Origin of the sequence: Jiangella anatolica, from assembly GCF_003236295.1 — a bacterium.
GTDB classification, from domain to species: Bacteria; Actinomycetota; Actinomycetes; order Jiangellales; family Jiangellaceae; genus Jiangella; species Jiangella anatolica.
Genome location: NZ_POTW01000052.1, coordinates 17,643 through 34,915 on the forward strand (window position 1 = coordinate 17,643; position 17,273 = coordinate 34,915).

At 72.7% G+C, this 17,273-nt stretch carries 20 protein-coding genes; 1 reads left to right on the forward strand and 19 read right to left on the reverse strand.

Annotated elements, in window-relative coordinates; genetic code table 11:
* Positions 1–17 precede the first annotated feature (17 nt).
* The 8 genes from C1I92_RS19850 to C1I92_RS19885 form a co-directional block, all read right to left on the reverse strand.
* Positions 18–1,556: a molybdopterin-dependent oxidoreductase gene (locus C1I92_RS19850; RefSeq protein ID WP_111256385.1), complete on the reverse strand. Its 1,539-nt coding sequence runs from the start codon at positions 1,554–1,556 to the stop codon at positions 18–20.
* Positions 1,557–1,624: 68 nt separating this feature from the next.
* Complete coding sequence (rdgB, locus tag C1I92_RS19855) at positions 1,625–2,230, reverse strand: RdgB/HAM1 family non-canonical purine NTP pyrophosphatase (protein WP_199521403.1); 606 nt, start codon at positions 2,228–2,230, stop codon at positions 1,625–1,627.
* Positions 2,227–2,952 carry a ribonuclease PH gene (rph, locus tag C1I92_RS19860; RefSeq protein ID WP_111256386.1) on the reverse strand — a complete coding sequence of 242 codons (726 nt, stop codon included), beginning with the start codon at positions 2,950–2,952 and terminating at the stop codon, positions 2,227–2,229. The genes rdgB and rph overlap by 4 nt, the downstream gene beginning before the upstream one ends.
* Positions 2,953–2,998: 46 nt before the next feature.
* Positions 2,999–3,994 carry a dihydroxyacetone kinase subunit DhaK gene (gene dhaK / locus C1I92_RS19865; protein WP_111256387.1) on the reverse strand — a complete coding sequence of 332 codons (996 nt, stop codon included), beginning with the start codon at positions 3,992–3,994 and terminating at the stop codon, positions 2,999–3,001.
* Positions 3,991–4,659, reverse strand: coding sequence for a dihydroxyacetone kinase subunit DhaL (gene dhaL, locus C1I92_RS19870; protein ID WP_111256388.1), 669 nt, complete (start codon positions 4,657–4,659; stop codon positions 3,991–3,993). The genes dhaK and dhaL overlap by 4 nt, the downstream gene beginning before the upstream one ends.
* Positions 4,660–5,442 (reverse strand): HAD-IA family hydrolase, encoded by a 783-nt coding sequence (locus C1I92_RS19875; RefSeq protein ID WP_199521404.1) that lies wholly within the window; start codon positions 5,440–5,442, stop codon positions 4,660–4,662. It lies immediately after the preceding gene.
* On the reverse strand, positions 5,439–6,299 hold the full coding sequence (locus C1I92_RS19880) for a class II fructose-bisphosphate aldolase (protein ID WP_111256389.1): 861 nt from the start codon (positions 6,297–6,299) through the stop codon (positions 5,439–5,441). Before C1I92_RS19880 ends, C1I92_RS19875 begins: the two co-directional genes overlap by 4 nt.
* Positions 6,300–6,387: 88 nt before the next feature.
* Complete coding sequence (locus C1I92_RS19885) at positions 6,388–8,160, reverse strand: GAF domain-containing protein (protein ID WP_158564211.1); 1,773 nt, start codon at positions 8,158–8,160, stop codon at positions 6,388–6,390.
* Positions 8,161–8,285: 125 nt separating this feature from the next.
* Between C1I92_RS19885 and C1I92_RS19890 the strand changes: the two genes are divergently transcribed.
* A complete protein-coding gene (locus C1I92_RS19890) occupies positions 8,286–9,032 on the forward strand; it encodes a class E sortase (protein ID WP_111256391.1) in 747 nt (248 codons plus the stop codon).
* Positions 9,033–9,039: 7 nt separating this feature from the next.
* On the opposite strand, the gene C1I92_RS19895 is transcribed toward C1I92_RS19890, so the two are convergent.
* The 11 genes from C1I92_RS19895 to C1I92_RS19945 form a co-directional block, all read right to left on the reverse strand.
* Positions 9,040–9,828 (reverse strand): PIG-L deacetylase family protein, encoded by a 789-nt coding sequence (locus C1I92_RS19895; protein WP_111256392.1) that lies wholly within the window; start codon positions 9,826–9,828, stop codon positions 9,040–9,042.
* Positions 9,828–10,580 carry an MBL fold metallo-hydrolase gene (locus tag C1I92_RS19900; RefSeq protein WP_111256393.1) on the reverse strand — a complete coding sequence of 251 codons (753 nt, stop codon included), beginning with the start codon at positions 10,578–10,580 and terminating at the stop codon, positions 9,828–9,830. The genes C1I92_RS19895 and C1I92_RS19900 overlap by 1 nt, the downstream gene beginning before the upstream one ends.
* A complete protein-coding gene (murI, locus tag C1I92_RS19905) occupies positions 10,577–11,410 on the reverse strand; it encodes a glutamate racemase (RefSeq protein WP_111256394.1) in 834 nt (277 codons plus the stop codon). The genes C1I92_RS19900 and murI overlap by 4 nt, the downstream gene beginning before the upstream one ends.
* Before the next feature lie 76 nt (positions 11,411–11,486).
* The gene (locus C1I92_RS19910) at positions 11,487–12,065 is read right to left on the reverse strand and encodes a dihydrofolate reductase family protein (protein ID WP_111256395.1); all 579 of its coding nucleotides are present in this window, start codon (positions 12,063–12,065) and stop codon (positions 11,487–11,489) included.
* 14 nt (positions 12,066–12,079) lie between these two features.
* On the reverse strand, positions 12,080–13,027 hold the full coding sequence (locus tag C1I92_RS19915) for a PLP-dependent cysteine synthase family protein (RefSeq protein ID WP_111256396.1): 948 nt from the start codon (positions 13,025–13,027) through the stop codon (positions 12,080–12,082).
* Between the two features lie 5 nt (positions 13,028–13,032).
* Positions 13,033–13,311 carry a MoaD/ThiS family protein gene (locus C1I92_RS19920; RefSeq protein WP_111256397.1) on the reverse strand — a complete coding sequence of 93 codons (279 nt, stop codon included), beginning with the start codon at positions 13,309–13,311 and terminating at the stop codon, positions 13,033–13,035.
* 63 nt (positions 13,312–13,374) lie between these two features.
* Complete coding sequence (locus C1I92_RS19925) at positions 13,375–13,788, reverse strand: M67 family metallopeptidase (RefSeq protein ID WP_111256398.1); 414 nt, start codon at positions 13,786–13,788, stop codon at positions 13,375–13,377.
* 72 nt (positions 13,789–13,860) lie between these two features.
* Positions 13,861–14,304: an SRPBCC domain-containing protein gene (locus C1I92_RS19930; protein WP_111256412.1), complete on the reverse strand. Its 444-nt coding sequence runs from the start codon at positions 14,302–14,304 to the stop codon at positions 13,861–13,863.
* A gap of 2 nt (positions 14,305–14,306) precedes the next feature.
* The gene (locus C1I92_RS19935; protein ID WP_111256399.1) at positions 14,307–14,642 is read right to left on the reverse strand and encodes an ArsR/SmtB family transcription factor; all 336 of its coding nucleotides are present in this window, start codon (positions 14,640–14,642) and stop codon (positions 14,307–14,309) included.
* Between the two features lie 100 nt (positions 14,643–14,742).
* Positions 14,743–15,759, reverse strand: a complete 1,017-nt coding sequence (locus tag C1I92_RS19940) for an IS30 family transposase (protein WP_158564212.1) — start codon at positions 15,757–15,759, stop codon at positions 14,743–14,745.
* 99 nt (positions 15,760–15,858) lie between these two features.
* On the reverse strand, positions 15,859–17,211 hold the full coding sequence (locus C1I92_RS19945) for an aspartate aminotransferase family protein (protein ID WP_111256401.1): 1,353 nt from the start codon (positions 17,209–17,211) through the stop codon (positions 15,859–15,861).
* Positions 17,212–17,273 lie beyond the last annotated feature (62 nt).

Here is a 17,273-nt window from a genome sequence, read left to right on the forward strand (position 1 = left end):
CGGGGGCGGACCGCCGATCAGCCGTCGACGGTGACGTCGATGGTGTGCCAGCCGGAGGCGCCGTCGGGGGCGGGCGGCGCCTGCTCGGACGTCTGCACCTCGCCGTCGGCGGTGGTGGCGCGGACCTGCAGGCGGTGCTCCCCCGGCTGCGCGTCCCACTCCCAGACCCATTGCCGCCACGTGTCGGTGGACGGGACGGCGGCCAGCCGGGCGGCGTTCCAGTCGCCCTCGTCGACGCGGACCTCGACGGCCTCGATGCCGCGGTGCTGCGCCCACGCGATCCCAGCGACGGCGACGGTGCCGGCGCCGACGTGGGCGCGGCTGCTGGGCACGTCGATCCGCGACGCGACCTTGACCGGCCCCCGCTCGGCCCAGCCGCGCGTCGTCCAGTACGCCTCGAAGTCGTCGAACCGGGACACCTCCAGCTCGACCACCCACTTCGTCGCGCTGACGTAGCCGTACAGGCCGGGCACGATCATCCGCACCGGGAAGCCGTGGGCCAGCGGGAGCGGCGCGCCGTTCATGCCGACCGCGAGCAGCGCGTCGCGCCCGTCGGTGAGCACGTCGAGCGGGGTGCCGGCGGTCCAGCCGTCCTGCGAGTGGGACTGGACGGCGTCGGCGTCGGCGTGCGGCCGCGCGAGCGCGAGCACGTCGGCGATCGGCACGCCGGTCCACAGCGCGTTGCCGATGAGGTGGCCGCCGACCTCGTTGGAGACGCAGTTCAGCGTCAGCCAGCGGTCCACCAGGCCCATGCCGACGAGGTCGTCGTAGCTCAGCTCGACCTCGTTCTCGACCATGCCGCGCACCCGCAGCGTCCAGTCCTCGGCCCGGATCAGCGGCTCGGACAGCGCGGTGTCGATGCGGTAGAAGTCCCCGTTCGGCGTGCGCCACGGGTTCGCGCCGTCGACGACGAGGTCGGCGCCGTCGGGCGGGGTGGCCCGGGGCAGGTCGAGGCTGGTCGCGAGGTCGTCCCGCGACGTCTCGACGCCGGCGCGGCGGGCGCCGAGCAGTTGGCCGAGCCCGGCGCCGGCGACGGCCAGGCCGGCGGTGATCCCGGCCGCCCGCAGGAACGCCCGCCGTGTGGGCGCGGGCGTCGTGACCGGTGACGGCGCCGGCGCCGCTCGGCCCACCAGCCAGCTCAGCGCGGGCAGCGCGACCAGCCCGGCCGCGACGGTCGGAATGAGGTCGGCCATGGTCGTGTCGGGCCGGCTGTTGACCGCCAGCCCGGCGACCACCAGCAGGACGGTCGCGGCCAGCAGGCCGGCGCCCCGGCGGCGGGCGGCGAGCAGGCCGATCAGCGCGCCGAGCACCGTCAGCACCACACCCATGCCGACCAGCAGCGCGGTCTTGTCGTTGGTGCCGAAGACGTCGATGGCGAAGTCCTTCAGCCAGCCCGGTGTGAGGTCGATGAACTCCTCCCCGACGGCGGACACCGGCGTCTCGGCCCGGCCCAGCGCGCCGGCCACCACCTCGGCGGCGGCCAGCCCGAGGCCGAGCGCCAGCACGCCGGCCAGGGCCGGCGGCCACCACGCACGGCCGGTATCGGAGTCGCTCACCCTCCGATCATCCTCCCGGCCGGCCGTTCCGCCCACCGCCGAGCAAGATCGTCAGCGTTTGTTCAGAATCACAGGGCGGCGAGGTGGCTGGCGATGGCCCGGAAGGCCCTGCCGCGGTGCGAGATCGCGTCCTTCTCCTCCGGCGTCAGCTCGGCGGTCGTCCGCGTCTCGGCGGCCGGCACGAAGATCGGGTCGTAGCCGAACCCGTTGCTCCCCCGCGGCGCCCGCACGACCACGCCGTCGACGCGGCCCTCCGCGGTCCACGCGGTGCCGTCGGGCAGCGCCAGCGCGGCCACGCAGACGAACGCCGCCTGCCGGTGCTCGTCCGGGACGCTGGCCAGCTGCGCGAGCACCAGCCGCAGGTTGGCGCCGTCGTCGCCGTGGACGCCGGCCCAGCGGGCGGAGAACACGCCGGGCATGTGGCCGAGCGCGGCCACCGTCAGCCCGGAGTCGTCGGCCAGCGCCGGCAGCCCGGTCGCGGCCGCGACGGCGTGCGCCTTGAGCAGCGCGTTCTCCTCGAACGTCAGCCCCGTCTCCTCGACGTCGTCGACACCGGGGAACTCGGTGACGGCGACCAGGTCGACCGGTGTGCCGGCCGCGGCGAGGATGCGGGCGATCTCCGGGACCTTGTGCGCGTTGCGGGTGGCGAGGACGACCTTGGGCACCGAGCTCATCCCACCAGCGCCGCGTTCTGCAGGTCGGTCAGCTCCTTGCAGCCGGCGCCGGCGAGCGCGAGCAGCGAGTCCAGCTCCTGCCGGTCGAACGGCGCACCCTCGGCCGTGCCCTGCACCTCGATGAACCGGCCGTCGCCGGTCATGACGACGTTCATGTCCGTCTCGGCGCGCACGTCCTCCTCGTAGCAGAGGTCCAGCAGCGGCACGCCGTCGACGACGCCGACCGAGATGGCCGAGACGGAGTCGGTCAGCACCTTCTCCGTCGTCAGCAGCTTCTCCGAGCGCATCCACTCGACGGCGTCGCGCAGTGCGACGTACGCGCCGGTGATCGCCGCGGTGCGGGTGCCGCCGTCGGCCTGGAGCACGTCGCAGTCGATGACCAGCGTGTTCTCGCCCAGCGCCTTGGTGTCGATGATGCCGCGCAGCGAGCGGCCGATGAGCCGGGAGATCTCGTGCGTGCGCCCGCCGATGCGGCCCTTCACCGACTCGCGGTCGCTGCGGGTGTTGGTCGAGCGCGGCAGCATCGCGTACTCCGCCGTCACCCAGCCCAGGCCCGAGCCCTTGCGCCAGCGCGGCACGCCCTCGGTGACCGACGCGGCGCACAGCACGCGGGTCTTGCCGAACTCGACGAGCACCGAGCCCTCGGCGTGGTCGAGCCAGCCCCGGGTGAGCCGGACGGTGCGGAGCTGGTCGGCGCTGCGGCCGTCGATACGGGTGGTCATGGCGCCCAAGCTATCGGCTCCGCTCCGTCCGGGGACACCGGGCCGCTCAGAACGTCCGGATCGCGATCTCGGCCGGCGCCGCGAACAGCGACACCAGCTCGTCGTCCAGCTTCACCAGCGTGAGCGAGACGCCGGCCATGTCCAGCGACGTGCAGTACTCGCCGACGTAGTTGCGCCCGACGGTGATTCCGCGGTCCGCGAGCTGCTGGTGCGCCCGTCCGTACAGGATGTACAGCTCGCTGATCGGCGTCCCGCCCAGCCCGTTGATCATCAGTGCGACGTTGTCGCCGCGCTCGTACGGCAGGTCGGTGACGACGGCCTCCAGCAGCTCGTCGACGATCGCGTTCGCGTCGGCCAGCTTCTCCCGCCGCCGGCCCGGCTCGCCGTGGATGCCGACGCCCATCTCCATCTCGTCCTCGCCCAGCTCGAACAGCGGCGAGCCCTTCGCCGGCGGCGTGCACGACGTCAGCGCCATGCCCATCGTCCGGGTGACGGAGTTGACCTTGTCGCCGATCCGCACCAGCTCGTCGAGGTCAGCGCCCTGTTCCGACGCCGCGCCGACCGCCTTGATGACGAAGAAGTTGCCGGCCACGCCGCGCCGCCCGACGGTGTACGTCGAGTCCTTCACCGCGACGTCGTCGTCGACGACCACCGTCCTGATCGTGACGCCCTCGGCCTCGGCCAGCTCACGGCCCATGTCGAAGGCCATCCGGTCGCCGGTGTAGTTGTTGATCAGGTGCAGGACGCCCTTCGGCGTGTTCAGCAACTTGCTGGTCTCGAGCACGTAGTCCATCGGCGGCGCGGAGAACACGTCGCCCGGACAGGCCGCGTCGAGCATGCCCTTGCCGACGACCATGACGTGCGCCGGCTCGTGGCCGGACCCGGAGCCCTGGACGATCGAGACCTTGTCGTCGCGTGGCGCGTCGGCGCGCATGATGAGGTTGTAGTCGGGCACGTAACGCAGCGTGTCCGGGTTGGCCAGTGCGATGCCCTGCAGCATCTCCGGCACGAACCGCTTCGGGTCGTTGACGAACTTCTTCACGGCGCCTCCTCGGAACTGGTGTGCGGGGTGGCGTGGTCCGCCCATCCCCCGGCGACTCGTTCGGCCATGACGGCGACGGCGACGGCGCCCGCGTCGAGCGTGCCGATGCTGCGTTCCCCCGTGTACGCAGCTCGGCCGCGCTTCGCGATCAGCTCGCGGGTGGCCTCGGCCCGCTCGCGTGCCGTCATCGCGGCCGCGTCCAGCGCCCGTTGCCCGTCCGCGCCGGCGGCGAGCTCGGCCGCCAGCCGGTCCACGGCGGGGACCAGCGCGTCGAGCAGCGTCTTGTCTCCGACGTCGGACTGGCCGCGGGCCTTGATCCCCTCGATCGCCGCGCGCAGCATCGCGACGGCGTCGTCGGCGGTGACGGCGGTCCGGTCGCCGGCGACGGACCCGGCGCGCAGGAATGCCGTCCCCCAGATCGGGCCGGACGTACCGCCGATCCGCCCGGTGATGGTCAGCGCGATCTTCTTCAGGAACGTGCCGACGTCGGAGCGGTCGATGTCGTCCCAGCCGGCCAGCACGATCTCGAAGCCGCGCGCCATCGAGTAGCCGAAGTCGCCGTCGCCGACGACCGCGTCGAGGTCGCCGAAGTACGTCTCGTTGTCGACGGCGGTCCGGGCGATCGTGTGGACGACGTACTCGACGGCAGCGAAGCTCTCGTCCATCTAGGCCTCCTTCAGCAGCGCGGCGACGTCGTCGAGCGTGATCCAGCCGCCCGGCCGCGCCGCGGAGCGGTTGGCGAGCACGGTGGTGCGCTCGCCGTCCGGGTCGCCGAGGCTGCTGACCACCAACGCCGCCTCGGCGAAGTCCTCGTGCTCGGTGTAGCCGTTGACGGTGACCAGGCAGGTCACCCCGGCGCCGGCGGCCGCGAGCAGCCCGTTGCGGCTGTCCTCCACGACGACGACGGCGTCCGGGGCGGCGTCGAGCCGCTCCAGCGCGAGCCGGTAGATGTCCGGCGCCGGCTTCTTGGCCGGGACGATGTCACCGGCCAGGACGGTGAAGTCGCGCGCCCGTCCGGCGCCCACCACGTGCTCGAGCACGGCCCACACGGACGGCTCCGCGGAGGTCGAGGCGACGGCGAGCGCCCAGCCCGCCCGGTGCGCCTCGTCGACGAGCCGGGCGACGCCGGGGCGGCCGGGCAACCGGCCGCCGGCCACCATCGCCGTGTAGAGCTCGGTCTTGCGCCGGTGCCAGCGTGCCAGGACCTCCCGCTGCCCGGCGGCGTCGGTCGGCAGCCCGTTGGCGGCGACGAACTCCTGCGTCAGCAGGCTGGCCATCCGCTCCTTGCCGCCACCGATCAGCAGCTTCACGGCGTACTCGTCCTCGCTCCACCGCACTGGCAGCCCGAATTCGGCGAACGTCTGGTTGAACGCGGGCAGGTGGCCGTCGCGCTCGGTGTCGGCGAGCACCCCGTCGCAGTCGAAGACCAGCGCCGGCACGCCCGTCACCACGCCTTCCCGGCGCTGCCGAACGTCCTCATGAACCCGGCCGCGAGGCGTATCACGTCGGCGCGGACGGCCTGGAAGAGCGATGGCGGGTCCCAGCTGTCGCGCGCATCGGCGGCGGTGAGGAACTCCAGGTTGGACCGCATGAACGTCACCTTCAGCGCGGTCGAGATGTTGACCTTCGCGCAGCCGCGGGCGATGAGGTCGGCGAACTGGGCGTCGGTCATGCCGGTGCCCCCGTGAAGGGCGATCGGGATCGGCTCGGCCGCGACGATGTCACTGACTCGCTGCGCGTCCAGCTTCGGCTCGGCCTTGTACCGGCCGTGCGCATTGCCGATGGCCGGCGCGAACACGTCGACACCGGTCGTGCGGATGAACGTCAGCGCCGTCTCCAACGACTGCCGCTCCGACTCCTCGTCCGACCCGACGCCGTCCTCGACGCCCGTGATCGACTCGATCTCGCCCTCGACGTGCGCGCCCAGCGCGTGCGCCTCCTTCACGACCTCGACGGTCTGCCGCTGGTTCTCCTCGACCGGCAGGCTGGACGCGTCGAAGAGGACGCTGTTCCAGCCCTTGCGCAGGCAGTCGGTGATGACCTCGCGCTCCGGGCAGTGGTCCAGGTGCAGCGCGACCGGCACCTCGATGCCCGCCGTCAGCTCCCGCCACATCGCGTAGAGCAGGTCCAGCCCGATCGATCGCACCGTCTTCACCGACGTCTGGACGATCACCGGCGCGCGCACCTCGACGGCGGCCGCGAGCACGGCCTCCAGGCTGAGGTCGTTGACGATGTTGATGGCCGCGACGCCGTAGCGCTCGGCGAAGGCCCGGTCCAGGATCTCCCGCGTCGGCACGACCGGCACCGGCCCACCCCCTTCCGTCGCCTCGACGCTACGGCGCGGCCGGCGGCGTGCGCCTCGGGGAAGCCCCCCGTCTGTGTGCGGGGTTTCCCTACCTCGAGGCGCGGGCGGCGACCTCGGTGCGGCTGCTGGCGCCGGTCTTGCGCAGGACCGCGCCGACGTGCTTCTCGACGGTCTTGACCGAGATGCCCAGCCGCTCGGCGATCTGCTTGTCGCGCAGGCCGCGTTCGAGCAGGCCACGGACCTCACGCTCGCGGCCGGTGAGCGCGGCGACGTCCATCCTGGGGGCGGCCGGGCGGGGCAGCGCGTCGCGGACGCTGGCCGACAGCGTGATGCCGCCGTGCGCGGCCGCGAGCACCGCGCGGGCCAGCTCGGGGCCGTCGGCGTCGGGGCCGACGCAGCCGCGGGCGCCGACCCGCAGCGCCTGCCCGACCAGCGGGTCGCCGGAGCGGGCGCCGTGCAGGACGATGGCCGCGCCGGGGTCCTCGGCGACCAGTTGCCGGGTGCACTCGACGCCGTCGTGGCCGCCCAGGTAGGCGTCGACCAGCACGACGTCCGGGCGGAGCAGCCGGTACGCGTCGAGCAGCGCAGTCGCGCTGTCGATCTCGGCGACCACCTGAACCCCCGGTTCGGCGGCCGCGAGCAGCCGGGCCAGTCCGGCCCGTGCCACCGGCTGGTCGTCGACGACGAGCAGGCGCAGCCGGCTGCTCGCCGGGTCGCCGGCCTCAGCCCGCTGGTAGGGCAGGCTCGCGCGGATCTGCGTCCCCCACCCGGGCGTCGACTCGACCTCGACGCCGCCGCCGTAGGTCCGAGCCCGGGCGACGATGCCCCGCAGGCCGAACCCGTTGTCCAGGTCGCTGCCGCGGTCGAAGCCGCTGCCGTCGTCCTGCACCATCAGCACCAGCTCGTCCGGCCCGTAGACGACACCCACGCGGGCCGACGAGGCGGCCGCGTGCTGGACGATGTTCGTCAACGCCTCCTGGACGATGCGGAACGCCTGGTGCGCCAGGTCCGGAGTCAGCGGTGCCGGCCGGCCCGCGACGACCAGCCGGGCGTCGAGGTTGCCGGTGGCCCGGGCCCACGCGATCTCGACGCCGATCGCCTCCTCCAGCGAGTGGCCCTCCAGCAGCGACGGCGCCAACCCCAGCACCGTCCGCCGCGACTCGGCCAGCGCGCCCCGGGCCGCCTCGCGCGCGGCCGCCAGCTGCGTGCCGTCCGTCCCAGCTCCCTCCAGGTGGACGAGGACGGCGGCCAGCCCCTGCGCGACGCTGTCGTGCACCTCCCTGACCAGGCGTTCCCGCTCGGCGGCGGTGGCCTCGGCGCGGGCGCGCTCGGCCAGCTGCTCGTGCATGCGCGCGTTGACGATCGCGATCGCGGCATGCTTGGCGAACAGCTCCAGCAACCGCGCGTCATCGTCGGTGAAGGTGCGCCCGGGGTCGCGGCTGAACACGATGCAGGCGCCGATGACGCTCCCGCGCCAGGCGATCGGCACCCCGATCACGCCGTGCAGCGTGGCCCGGTCGGCCGGCGAGACATGCCCGCCGGGAACGTCGGCGTACTCCTCGAACATCAGCGGCGCACGAGCGGCCACGACCGCGCCGGTCATACCCTCGGACAGTGGGAAGCTGCGGCCGGACTGGCAGGCGATGCCGAAGTCGGCCTCCTTCCGGTAGACCCCCACTGTCTCGTCGACGCTGCAGATCGACCCGGCGTCGGCGCCGAGCAACTCGACGGAGCGGCGCAGGATGCGATCCAGCAGCGGCCGCAGTGTGAACTTGCCGGCCAGATCCTCGACCACCGACGCCAGCGCGTCGGCGCGCGCCTCGGCCGTGCTGCGGTCGCTGTCGTGCCGGCGTCGGCCCACGGCCCCTCCACGGCGGTGTGGGAAGGTCTCGCTTGGCATCGTACTCGCGGCGCCCGCCGCGGCCGCCGCGGTGACCAACCCGAATCGCGTGCGTACCGGCGGTGTGACGGGCTACCTTCGGGGACGTGCAGCGCAGGGCCGCGCCGAAGCATCGCCGGGCCTCCCCGTCGACGGGGCCGGGCGGCCGACGGCTGCTCGCGGCCGCCGGGATCGCCGGCGAGCTGTTGCTGACCGCCGGCGCGCTGGTGCTGCTGTTCGTCGCCTACACGTTCTGGGGCACCGGGCTGCAGACGGCGGCCGCGCAGGACGACCTGCGCGACCAGTTCGAGCAGCACCTGCTCGACCGCGCGGACGAGGCGCCCAGCGCCGCCGAGGAGGGCGCTGACGCGGAGCCGGCGCCGCTGGAGCTCGGCGACGCCTACGGGATCCTGCGCATCCCGCGCTTCGGCGACGACTGGGAGCGCATCGTCGTCGAGGGCACCGACCCCGACGACCTCAAGGACGGGCCCGGCCACTACGTGGACAGCGCCGATCCCGGCGGCCTCGGCAACATCGCCGTCGCCGCGCATCGTTCCGGCCACGGCGAGCCGTTCGCCGAGTTCGCCGAGCTCCGCGAGGGCGACGTCGTCGAGATCGAGACGGTCGACGGGGTGTTCCGGTACGAACTGGACGACGCGCCGGACGGGAACAGCGACGGCAACGTCATCGAGGCGACCGAGCTGTGGGTGGTCGACCCGGTCCCGGGCGAGCCGGGCGGGACCGAGCCCACCGAGGCCCGGCTGACGCTGACGACGTGCTGGCCGCGGTGGGGATCGGAGAAGCGGATGTACGCGACCGGCGTCCTCGTCGCCGAGGCGCCGCGGGATCAGTAGAGCGGGCTCAGTAGAGCATCAGCGGGTACACCTCGAAGGCCGCGCCGTACTCGACGCCCAGCCGCGGCCCGGTCGCCCGGCCGAACATGCCGAGCATGTCGCGCGGCTCGGGGTGGCCGGGCAGCGCGCCGAGGTAGCCGGCGTGCGCCTCGAGCGACCGGACGCCGAGCTCGAACGTGTCGGTGACGTCGACGCCGTGCTGCGCCTCGACCGACCCGGCCGCCCAGATGGCCCGCACCTTGTTCCACGGCTCCAGGCCCTCGTCGAGCAGCTCGGTGAAGACCCACCGGTTTCCGGCGTCGCGGGCGCCGTCGAGCACGGCCCGCCCGACCGCGATGTGGTCGGCCTGGTTCAGCATGCCGCCGCCGAAGCTCTCGTGGAAGTTGCCGGTGATGACGATGTCCGGACGGTGCCGGCGCACGGCCCGCGCGATGTCGCGGCGCAGCGGCAGCCCGTACTCGACGACGCCGTCGGGATAGCCGAGGAACTCGACCTCGTCGACGCCGACGACGGCCGCGGCGTCGCGCTCCTCCTTCTCGCGCAGCGGGCCGGTCTGCTCCGGTGGCATGGAGTCGATGCCGGCCTGGCCGCTGGTCACCATGCAGTACACGATGCGCTTGCCCTGCCCGGTCCACCGCGCGATGGCCGCGGCGGCGCCGTACTCGACGTCGTCGGGGTGCGCCGCGATGACCAGCGCGCTCTCCCAGTCCTCCGGCAGCGGTTCCAGCGGCGTCGTCGGCAGCTGGAACGGCAGCTCCAGCTCCGCCTGCTCGGGTGCGCCCTCGTGCTCCGTCATCAGACCTCCCAGTGACCCCCCGGCACGGCGATCTCCACCGGACCGTCGTAGACCGCGCTCGCGTGCTCGGCCGCACGCTGCGGATCGCCCCATGGTGGCACGTGCGTGACGACCAGTCGACGAGCCGCGGCGGCGGCCGCGTGCTGGCCGGCCTCGCGCCCGGTCAGGTGGATGCCGGGCGGGTTGTTCGCGCCGTCGTCGTAGGCGGCCTCGCAGAGGAACAGGTCGGCGTCGCGGGCCAGCTCGACCAGCGCCGGCGTCGCCGCGGTGTCGCCGGAGTAGACGATCGAGCGGCCCTCGTGCTCGACCCGGATCCCGTACGCGGGGACGGGGTGCTCGACCGGCGCGACCTTCACCGTCAGCGGCCCGACGGCGAACTCGCCGGCCGGGTGCTCGTGGAAGTCGAACTCGCCGGACAGCCCGGGGTCGGGCTCCTTGCCGTACGCCGCGGCCATCCGATCGGCCGTCTCGACCGGCCCGTACACCGGGATCCGCCGCTCCGACGGCACCCCGTAGCGCAGCGCGACGTAGAGCCCGCACAGGTCCATGCAGTGGTCCGGGTGCAGGTGACTGAGCACGACGGCGTCCAGCTGGGCCAGCCCGGCGACGCCGACCAGCCGCTGCAGCGGGCCGAGCGCGCCGTTGCCGAGATCGAGCACCAGCCGCACGCCGCCGGCCTCGATCAGGTAGCCGGACGCGGGCGAGTCCGGCCCGGGCATCGAGCCGGAGCAGCCGAGGACGGTGAGCCTCAAGACCCGACCGCCAGGTTGCGGCCGACGACCGGCAGCTCCGACGTCTCCTCGACCGACGCGATCTCCGGGCCGAGGAAGCGGCGGCCCAGCTCGCGGAACGGCCGGGCGTCGCCGGTGGAGCGGAACTGGTGCCGCGGCGCCGGCAGCTCGTCCGACCGCATCAGCCGATGGTCGACGAGCGTGCGGTAGACGTCCTTCGCGGTCTCCTCGGCGCTGCTGACCAGCGTGACCGCCTCGCCCATGACGTACGAGACGACGCCGGTGAGCAGCGGGTAGTGGGTGCAGCCGAGGACGAGCGTGTCGACGCCGGCCTCGCGGACCGGCTCCAGGTACTCGCGGGCGACGGACTCCAGCTCCGGCCCGTGGGTGACGCCGGCCTCGACGAACTCGACGAACCGCGGGCAGGCCTGGGTGGCGATGGTGAGGTGCGGCGCGGCGGCGAAGGAGTCCTCGTAGGACCGTGACGTCACGGTGGCGCGGGTGGCGATGACGCCGATCCGGCCGTTGCGGGTCGCGGCGACGGCCCGGCGCACGGCCGGCTGGATGACCTCGACGACGGGGATGTCGTAGCGTTCGCGGGCGTCGCGCAGCACCGCGCTGCTGGCCGAGTTGCACGCGATGACCAGCATCTTCACGCCCTCGGCGACGAGCGTGTCCATGACGTCGAGGGCGAACTCGCGCACCTGGGCGATCGGTCGCGGTCCGTACGGGCCGCGGGCGGTGTCGCCGACGTACAGGACCGGCTCGTGCGGGAGTTGGTCGAGGACGGCGCGGGCGACCGTCAGACCGCCTACTCCGCTGTCGAAGATCCCGATCGGTGCGTCGTTCATCGTCGCAAGAGCGTACGCCGCTACGGCCGGTCCGACGGCTGGACGTGGCGAACGCCACGCCGCCCGCTGCCGTCGGCTACCGGACCCGGCGGTAGTCCAGCACGACGTGGCCGCTGCCGAACGTCCGCACGTCGGTCAGCTCGAACGCGGCCGGCTCGAACTGCGTCGTGAACATCGGCACGCCGGCCCCGGCGACGACCGGGTACTTCTTGACGACCATGCGGTCGATCTCCGGCAGCAGCGCCCCGGCCAGCGCGGCGCCGCCGGCGAAGTAGACGTCCAGCGGCGAGTCCTCGGCCTTGAGCGCCCTGACCGCGGCGACCGGGTCGCCGCCGACGATCGTGACGGCCGGGTCCGGCGACTCGGGCAGCGTGGACGAGACGACGTACTGCCGCAGGTGCGCGTACGGGCTGGTGATGCCGACGTCGAGCGCCGGCTGGTAGGTGCGCCGGCCCATGACGACGGTGTCGAACCGCGAGTTCGGCACGTCGTCGACGCGGCCCAGCTGGCGGGCGTGGCTGGGCAGCGCGTCGCCGTACTCGGCTAACATCCAGGCCGTGTACTCGTCGGGCATCGGGAAGAAGTCGATCTCGTCGTGCGGCCCCGCGATGAACCCGTCGATGGACTGGGCGATGTAGTAGACCAGCTCGCGCATCAGTGCACCGTACGTCAGGCCCAGAGCTGGCCGTCGAGCCGGTCCTCCGCGTCGTCGACAGTGCCCTCGTAGGCGCCGGTCGACAGGTACTTCCAACCGCCGTCGGCGACGATGAACGCGATGTCCGCGCGCTTCTGCGCCTGGACCGCCTTCTTCGCCAGGCCGAGCGCCGCGTGCAGGACGGCGCCGGTGGAGATGCCGGCGAAGATGCCCTCCTGCTCCAGCAGCTGCCGGGTCCGCTGCACGGCGTCGCGCGGGCCGACCGAGAACCGCGACGTCAGCACCGACTCGTCGTACAGCTCCGGCACGAACCCCTCGTCGAGGTTGCGCAGGCCGTAGACCAGCTCGCCGTACCGCGGCTCGGCGGCCACGATCTGCACGTCGGGCAGCTTCTCGCGCAGGTACCGGCCGACGCCCATCAGCGTCCCCGTCGTGCCCAGGCCCGCGACGAAGTGGGTGATCTCGGGCAGGTCGGCCAGCAGCTCCGGGCCGGTGGTCTCGTAGTGCGCGAGCGCGTTGCCGGGGTTGCCGTACTGGTAGAGCATGACCCAGTCGGGGTTGGCCTTCGCGAGCTCCTTCGCGACCCGGACCGCCTCATTGGAGCCGCCGGCCGCGGGCGACGGGATGATCTCGGCACCCCACATCCGCAGCAGCTGGCGCCGTTCCTCCGACGTGTTCTCCGGCATGACGCAGACCATGCGGTAGCCCTTGAGCTTGGCCGCCATCGCCAGCGAGATGCCGGTGTTGCCCGACGTCGGCTCCAGCAGCGTCGCGCCCGGCGTGAGCCGGCCGTCGGCCTCGGCGGCCTCGATCATCCGCAGCGCCGGGCGGTCCTTCACCGAGCCGGTCGGGTTGCGGTCCTCCAGCTTCGCCCACAGCCTGACCTCGGGCGACGGCGACAGCCTCGGCAGCCCGACCAACGGCGTGCGGCCGAGGGAGTCGAGCAGCGAGTCGTAGCGCATGCGGGTCAGCGGGCGCCGCCGGCGACGGCCGGCAGCACGGTGACGCTGTCGCCGTCGGACAGCGTGGTCTTCTCCGCGCCGAGGAACCGGACGTCCTCGTCGTTGACGTACACGTTGACGAACCGGCGCAGCGAGCCGTTCTCGGTCAGCCGGTCGCGCAGCCCCGGGTGCCGGCTCTCGAGGTCGTCGATGAGGGCGGCCAGGGTGTCACCGGCGCCCTCGACGGTCTTCGCGCCACCGGTGTACTGGCGCAGGATCGTGGGGATGCGGACCTCGACGGCCATCGGACGGCTCCTGGAACTCGTTGTCTGGTGTTCTCTGATGGGCAACGGCGGTACTGGGGCCCATCATTCCCCATCGATGACCTGGACTTCCTCCTCGGTCACCTCGCCGTCCACGATCCGGAACGAGCGGAACTCGTAGGCGTCCTCGTCGCGGGTGGAGACCAGCACGTAGTGCGCGCCCGGCTCGTTGGCGAGGGAGACGTCGGTGCGCGACGGGTACGCCTCGGTCGCCGTGTGCGAGTGGTAGACGACGACCGGCTCCTCGTCGTTCTCGTCCATCTCCTTGTAGAGCCGGAGCAGGTCCATCGAGTCGAACTCGTAGAACGTGGGCGACCGGGCGGCGTTGAGCATCGGGATGAACCGTTCCGGCCGGTCGCTGCCCTCGGGCCCGGCGATCACGCCGCAGGCCTCGTCCGGGTGGTCCTTGCGGGCGTGCGCCACGATGGCGTCGACAAGCTCACGGCGGATGCTCAGCACGGTTGAAGGATACGAAGGCCGCGCCGGTGACCGCCCGTCCGGGCGGCACCGGCCGGGCGGCACCGGCCGTCGTCAGCGCCCGCCGAGGTGACGGCCGAGGGCGTCCAGCCAGTCGCCGGTGCCCTGCTCGCGCCACTCGGGCTGTTCCTGGTCGTCGAGGAAGGTGCCCTGCTCGGTGAGCACCAGGCGGGTTCCGTCGCCGTCGCGGACGAACCGCACGGTGGTCAGCGACACCGTCGACAGGACGTCGTCGCCGAACAGGGCCGTCGTGTAGACGATGCGCTCGCCGGGGACGATGTCGTGGTACTCGCTCCTGGCGACGACGTCGACCCCGTCGCCGCCGTGCACGGCCTCGGAGCCGCCGACCCGGAAGTCCAGCGAGTAGCGGCCGTCCTCGGCCGCGAACCACTTCGCCTTCGTGTCGCGGTCGGACCAGGCCGCAAAGACCGCGGCGGGCGCGGCGGCGTAGGTCCGTTCCAGCGTGAACGTGCTGTGCTTCACCGAGCGGTCGGTCATGATCACTGCTCCTTCGTCTGGTCGTCGAGGACGGCGTCGAGGCGGTCCAGGCGGCGTTCCCAGGTGGTGCGCTGACGCCGCAGCCACGCCTCGGCGTTGCGGAGACCGGCCGGATCGATCTGGCAGGTGCGGACCCGCCCGGCCTTCTCCGTGCGCACCAGCTCGCTGTCCTGCAGTACCCGCAGGTGCTGGACCGTCGCGGCGACGGTCACCCCCAGCTGGGCCGCCAGCTCGCTCACGGTGGCCGGGCCCCGGGTGAGGCGCTCGATCACCGTCCGCCGGTTCGCGTCCGCGAGCGCGTGGAACACCCGGTCCGCCTCCGCCTCATGCTTAAGCATGCACTTAACTTTACGACCGAGGCTCGAAAAGTCAAGCAGAGACTTAAGTTTCCGCGCTGGCTCCCATGATCATCAACCTTCTGGGTCGCCCTGGGCAGGCTCAAGTGGTGGTTGCAACGAGCAGCTGGTTGAGCCGCTGGGCTGGAGTCTGCCAGTTCAGGGTGTGGCGGGGGCGGGTGTTGAGTTGGTCGGCGACGGTGTCGAGGTCGGCCTGGGTGAGGGTGGTGAAGTCGGTGCTGCCTTTGGGGAAGTAGTCGCGCAGCAGCCGGTTGGTGTTCTCGTTGCTGCCGCGTTGCCAGGGGCTGTGCGGGTCGCAGAAGTAGACCTCGATGCCGGTGGCCAGGGTGAACGTGGCGTGGTCGGCCATCTCGCTGCCTTGGTCCCAGGTCAGCGTGCGGCGCAGCGACGCCGGCAGGGCGCGCATCGCCTCGGCCAGTTGGGCGGCGACGAACTCGCTGATCTTCCCGTCCGGGAGTGCGACCAACCGGACGTAGCGGCTGGACCGCTCCACCAGGGTCGCGACCACGGAGTGGTTGCGGGCACCGACGAGCAGGTCGCCTTCCCAGTGCCCGGGCACCGCCCGGTCCGCGGCCTCGGCCGGGCGGGCGCTGATGTGCAGGTCCACCCAGGGGCGCGCCGAGCGCAACGCCCCGGCCGCGCTCGTGCGGGCCTGGCGGCGGACCCGCCCGGTGCGTAACGCCTTCTGGTGGGACAGCTCCGCGCGCAGGTTGCCCCGCGCCTGCAGGTACACCGCCTGGTAGATCGTCTCGTGCGACACCTGCATCCCCGCATCACCGGCATACTCCACCGCCAGCCACGCCGAGATCTGTTCCGGCGACCACCGCTGCTGCAGCTTGTCGATCACCGCCCGGCGCAGCGGGCTGTCCTGAACCAGTTTCCCCCGCCTGGGCCGGGCCCGGAACAACCGCGCCGTCTCATCGGCGGCCACCGCCCGATACGGCTGACCCAGCCACTCGAAACTCAACTTCGCGATCTCCCGCGAGATCGTCGACACCGCCCGCCCCAACCGCGCCGCGATCGAGGCCACCGACTCCTCCCGCGCCCGACCCACCGCAATCTCTTCCCGCTCCACCAACGACAACCTCGCCGCCACCACGCCACCTCCACCCCACATCCTGCGGCGTTGCAACCACCGATTGAGTCTGCCTATCACGCCCCGAAAGGTTGATGATCATGGAACGGCGCGTTGGCCGGGTCAGTGGGCGGTGCCGTCGGCCTTCATGCCGGCGAGGACGTCGCGGGCGGCCTCGAGCGTGCGGTCCACGTCCTCGTCGGTGTGGGAGCCGGACACGTGGTTGCGCTTGAGCGACATCGGGATCATCAGGAAGCCCTTGTCGGTCATCCGCCGGTGGAACGCGGCGTAGGCCTGGTCGTCGTTGCGCATGAGGTCGCGGTAGCCGCGGATCGGGCCGGCGGCGAAGTAGAGCGAGAACACGCCGCCGAACCCGGCGACGGTCGCCTCGATGCCCAGTTCGGTGACGATCGAGGTCAGACCGTCGCGGATGCGGGCGCCCAGGGCGTGCGTCCGGGTGTAGAACTCCGGGTGGGCGCGCAGGTGGTCGATGGTGGCGATCGCGGCCGTCGCGCCGAGGGTGTAGCCGTTGAAGGTGCCGGCCAGCAGCACGTCGCCCTTCTGCCCGTCGAACCGCTCCATCAGCGAGCGCGGCCCGGCCAGCCCGCCGATCGGGTAGCCGTTGGCCATGCCCTTGCCGAACGTGGTGAGGTCCGGCATGACGCCGACGACCTCCTGGTAGCCGCCGAGGGAGTGCCGGAAGCCGGTGATGACCTCGTCGAAGATGAGCACGGCGCCCTCGTCGTGGGTCAGCTCGCGCAGCCCCTCGACGAACTCCTGGGCGGGCACCAGCGCGCCGACGTTGTGCGGGATCGGCTCCATGATCACCGCGGCGATCCGCTCCGGATACTGCTCGAACAGCGCGCGCACCGAGTCCAGGTCGTTGAACTCGGCGACCAGGGTCGCGTCCAGGACGTGGTCGAGGATGCCGGCGGAGAGCGGGTCGCGGCCGTAGGCCAGCTCGGGGCGGGAGATGACGTTGCGGGCGACGGCGTCGTGCCAGCCGTGGAAGCCGCCCTGGAACTTCACCAGCAGCGACCGGCCGGTCGCCGCGCGGGCCAGCCGGACCGCCTGCGCGGTCGCCTCCGATCCGCTCATCGTGGCGATCATCATCTCCGCCGACGGGATCGCCTCGGTCACCCGCTTGGCCAGCTCGACCTCGAGCTCCGTGACGCCGAGGCCGAACAGGTCGACGGTGCCGACGGCGGCCCGCACGGGATCGTCGACGATCGGCGAGTTGTGGCCGAGCAGGATCGCGCCGAACGCGGCGTGGTAGTCGAGGTACCGGTTGCCGTCGAGGTCGACGACGTAGGCGCCGTCGCCGCCGCCGAACGCGTACGGGTGGCCCACGTACCGCGTCGCGGAGTTCACGCCGCCGGGCAGCAACTCCGCCGCGGCTTGGTGCAGTGCCCAGCCGCGGGTGGCGGTGCTGCGTGGGTCGTGGTCGGAGGCTGCCGTGCCGATCCCCGGGGACATCGGACTCCTGTTCCCGCGTCGCCCGGCACCATGGCCGGCCATACGCCGCTCGGTGATGTTCG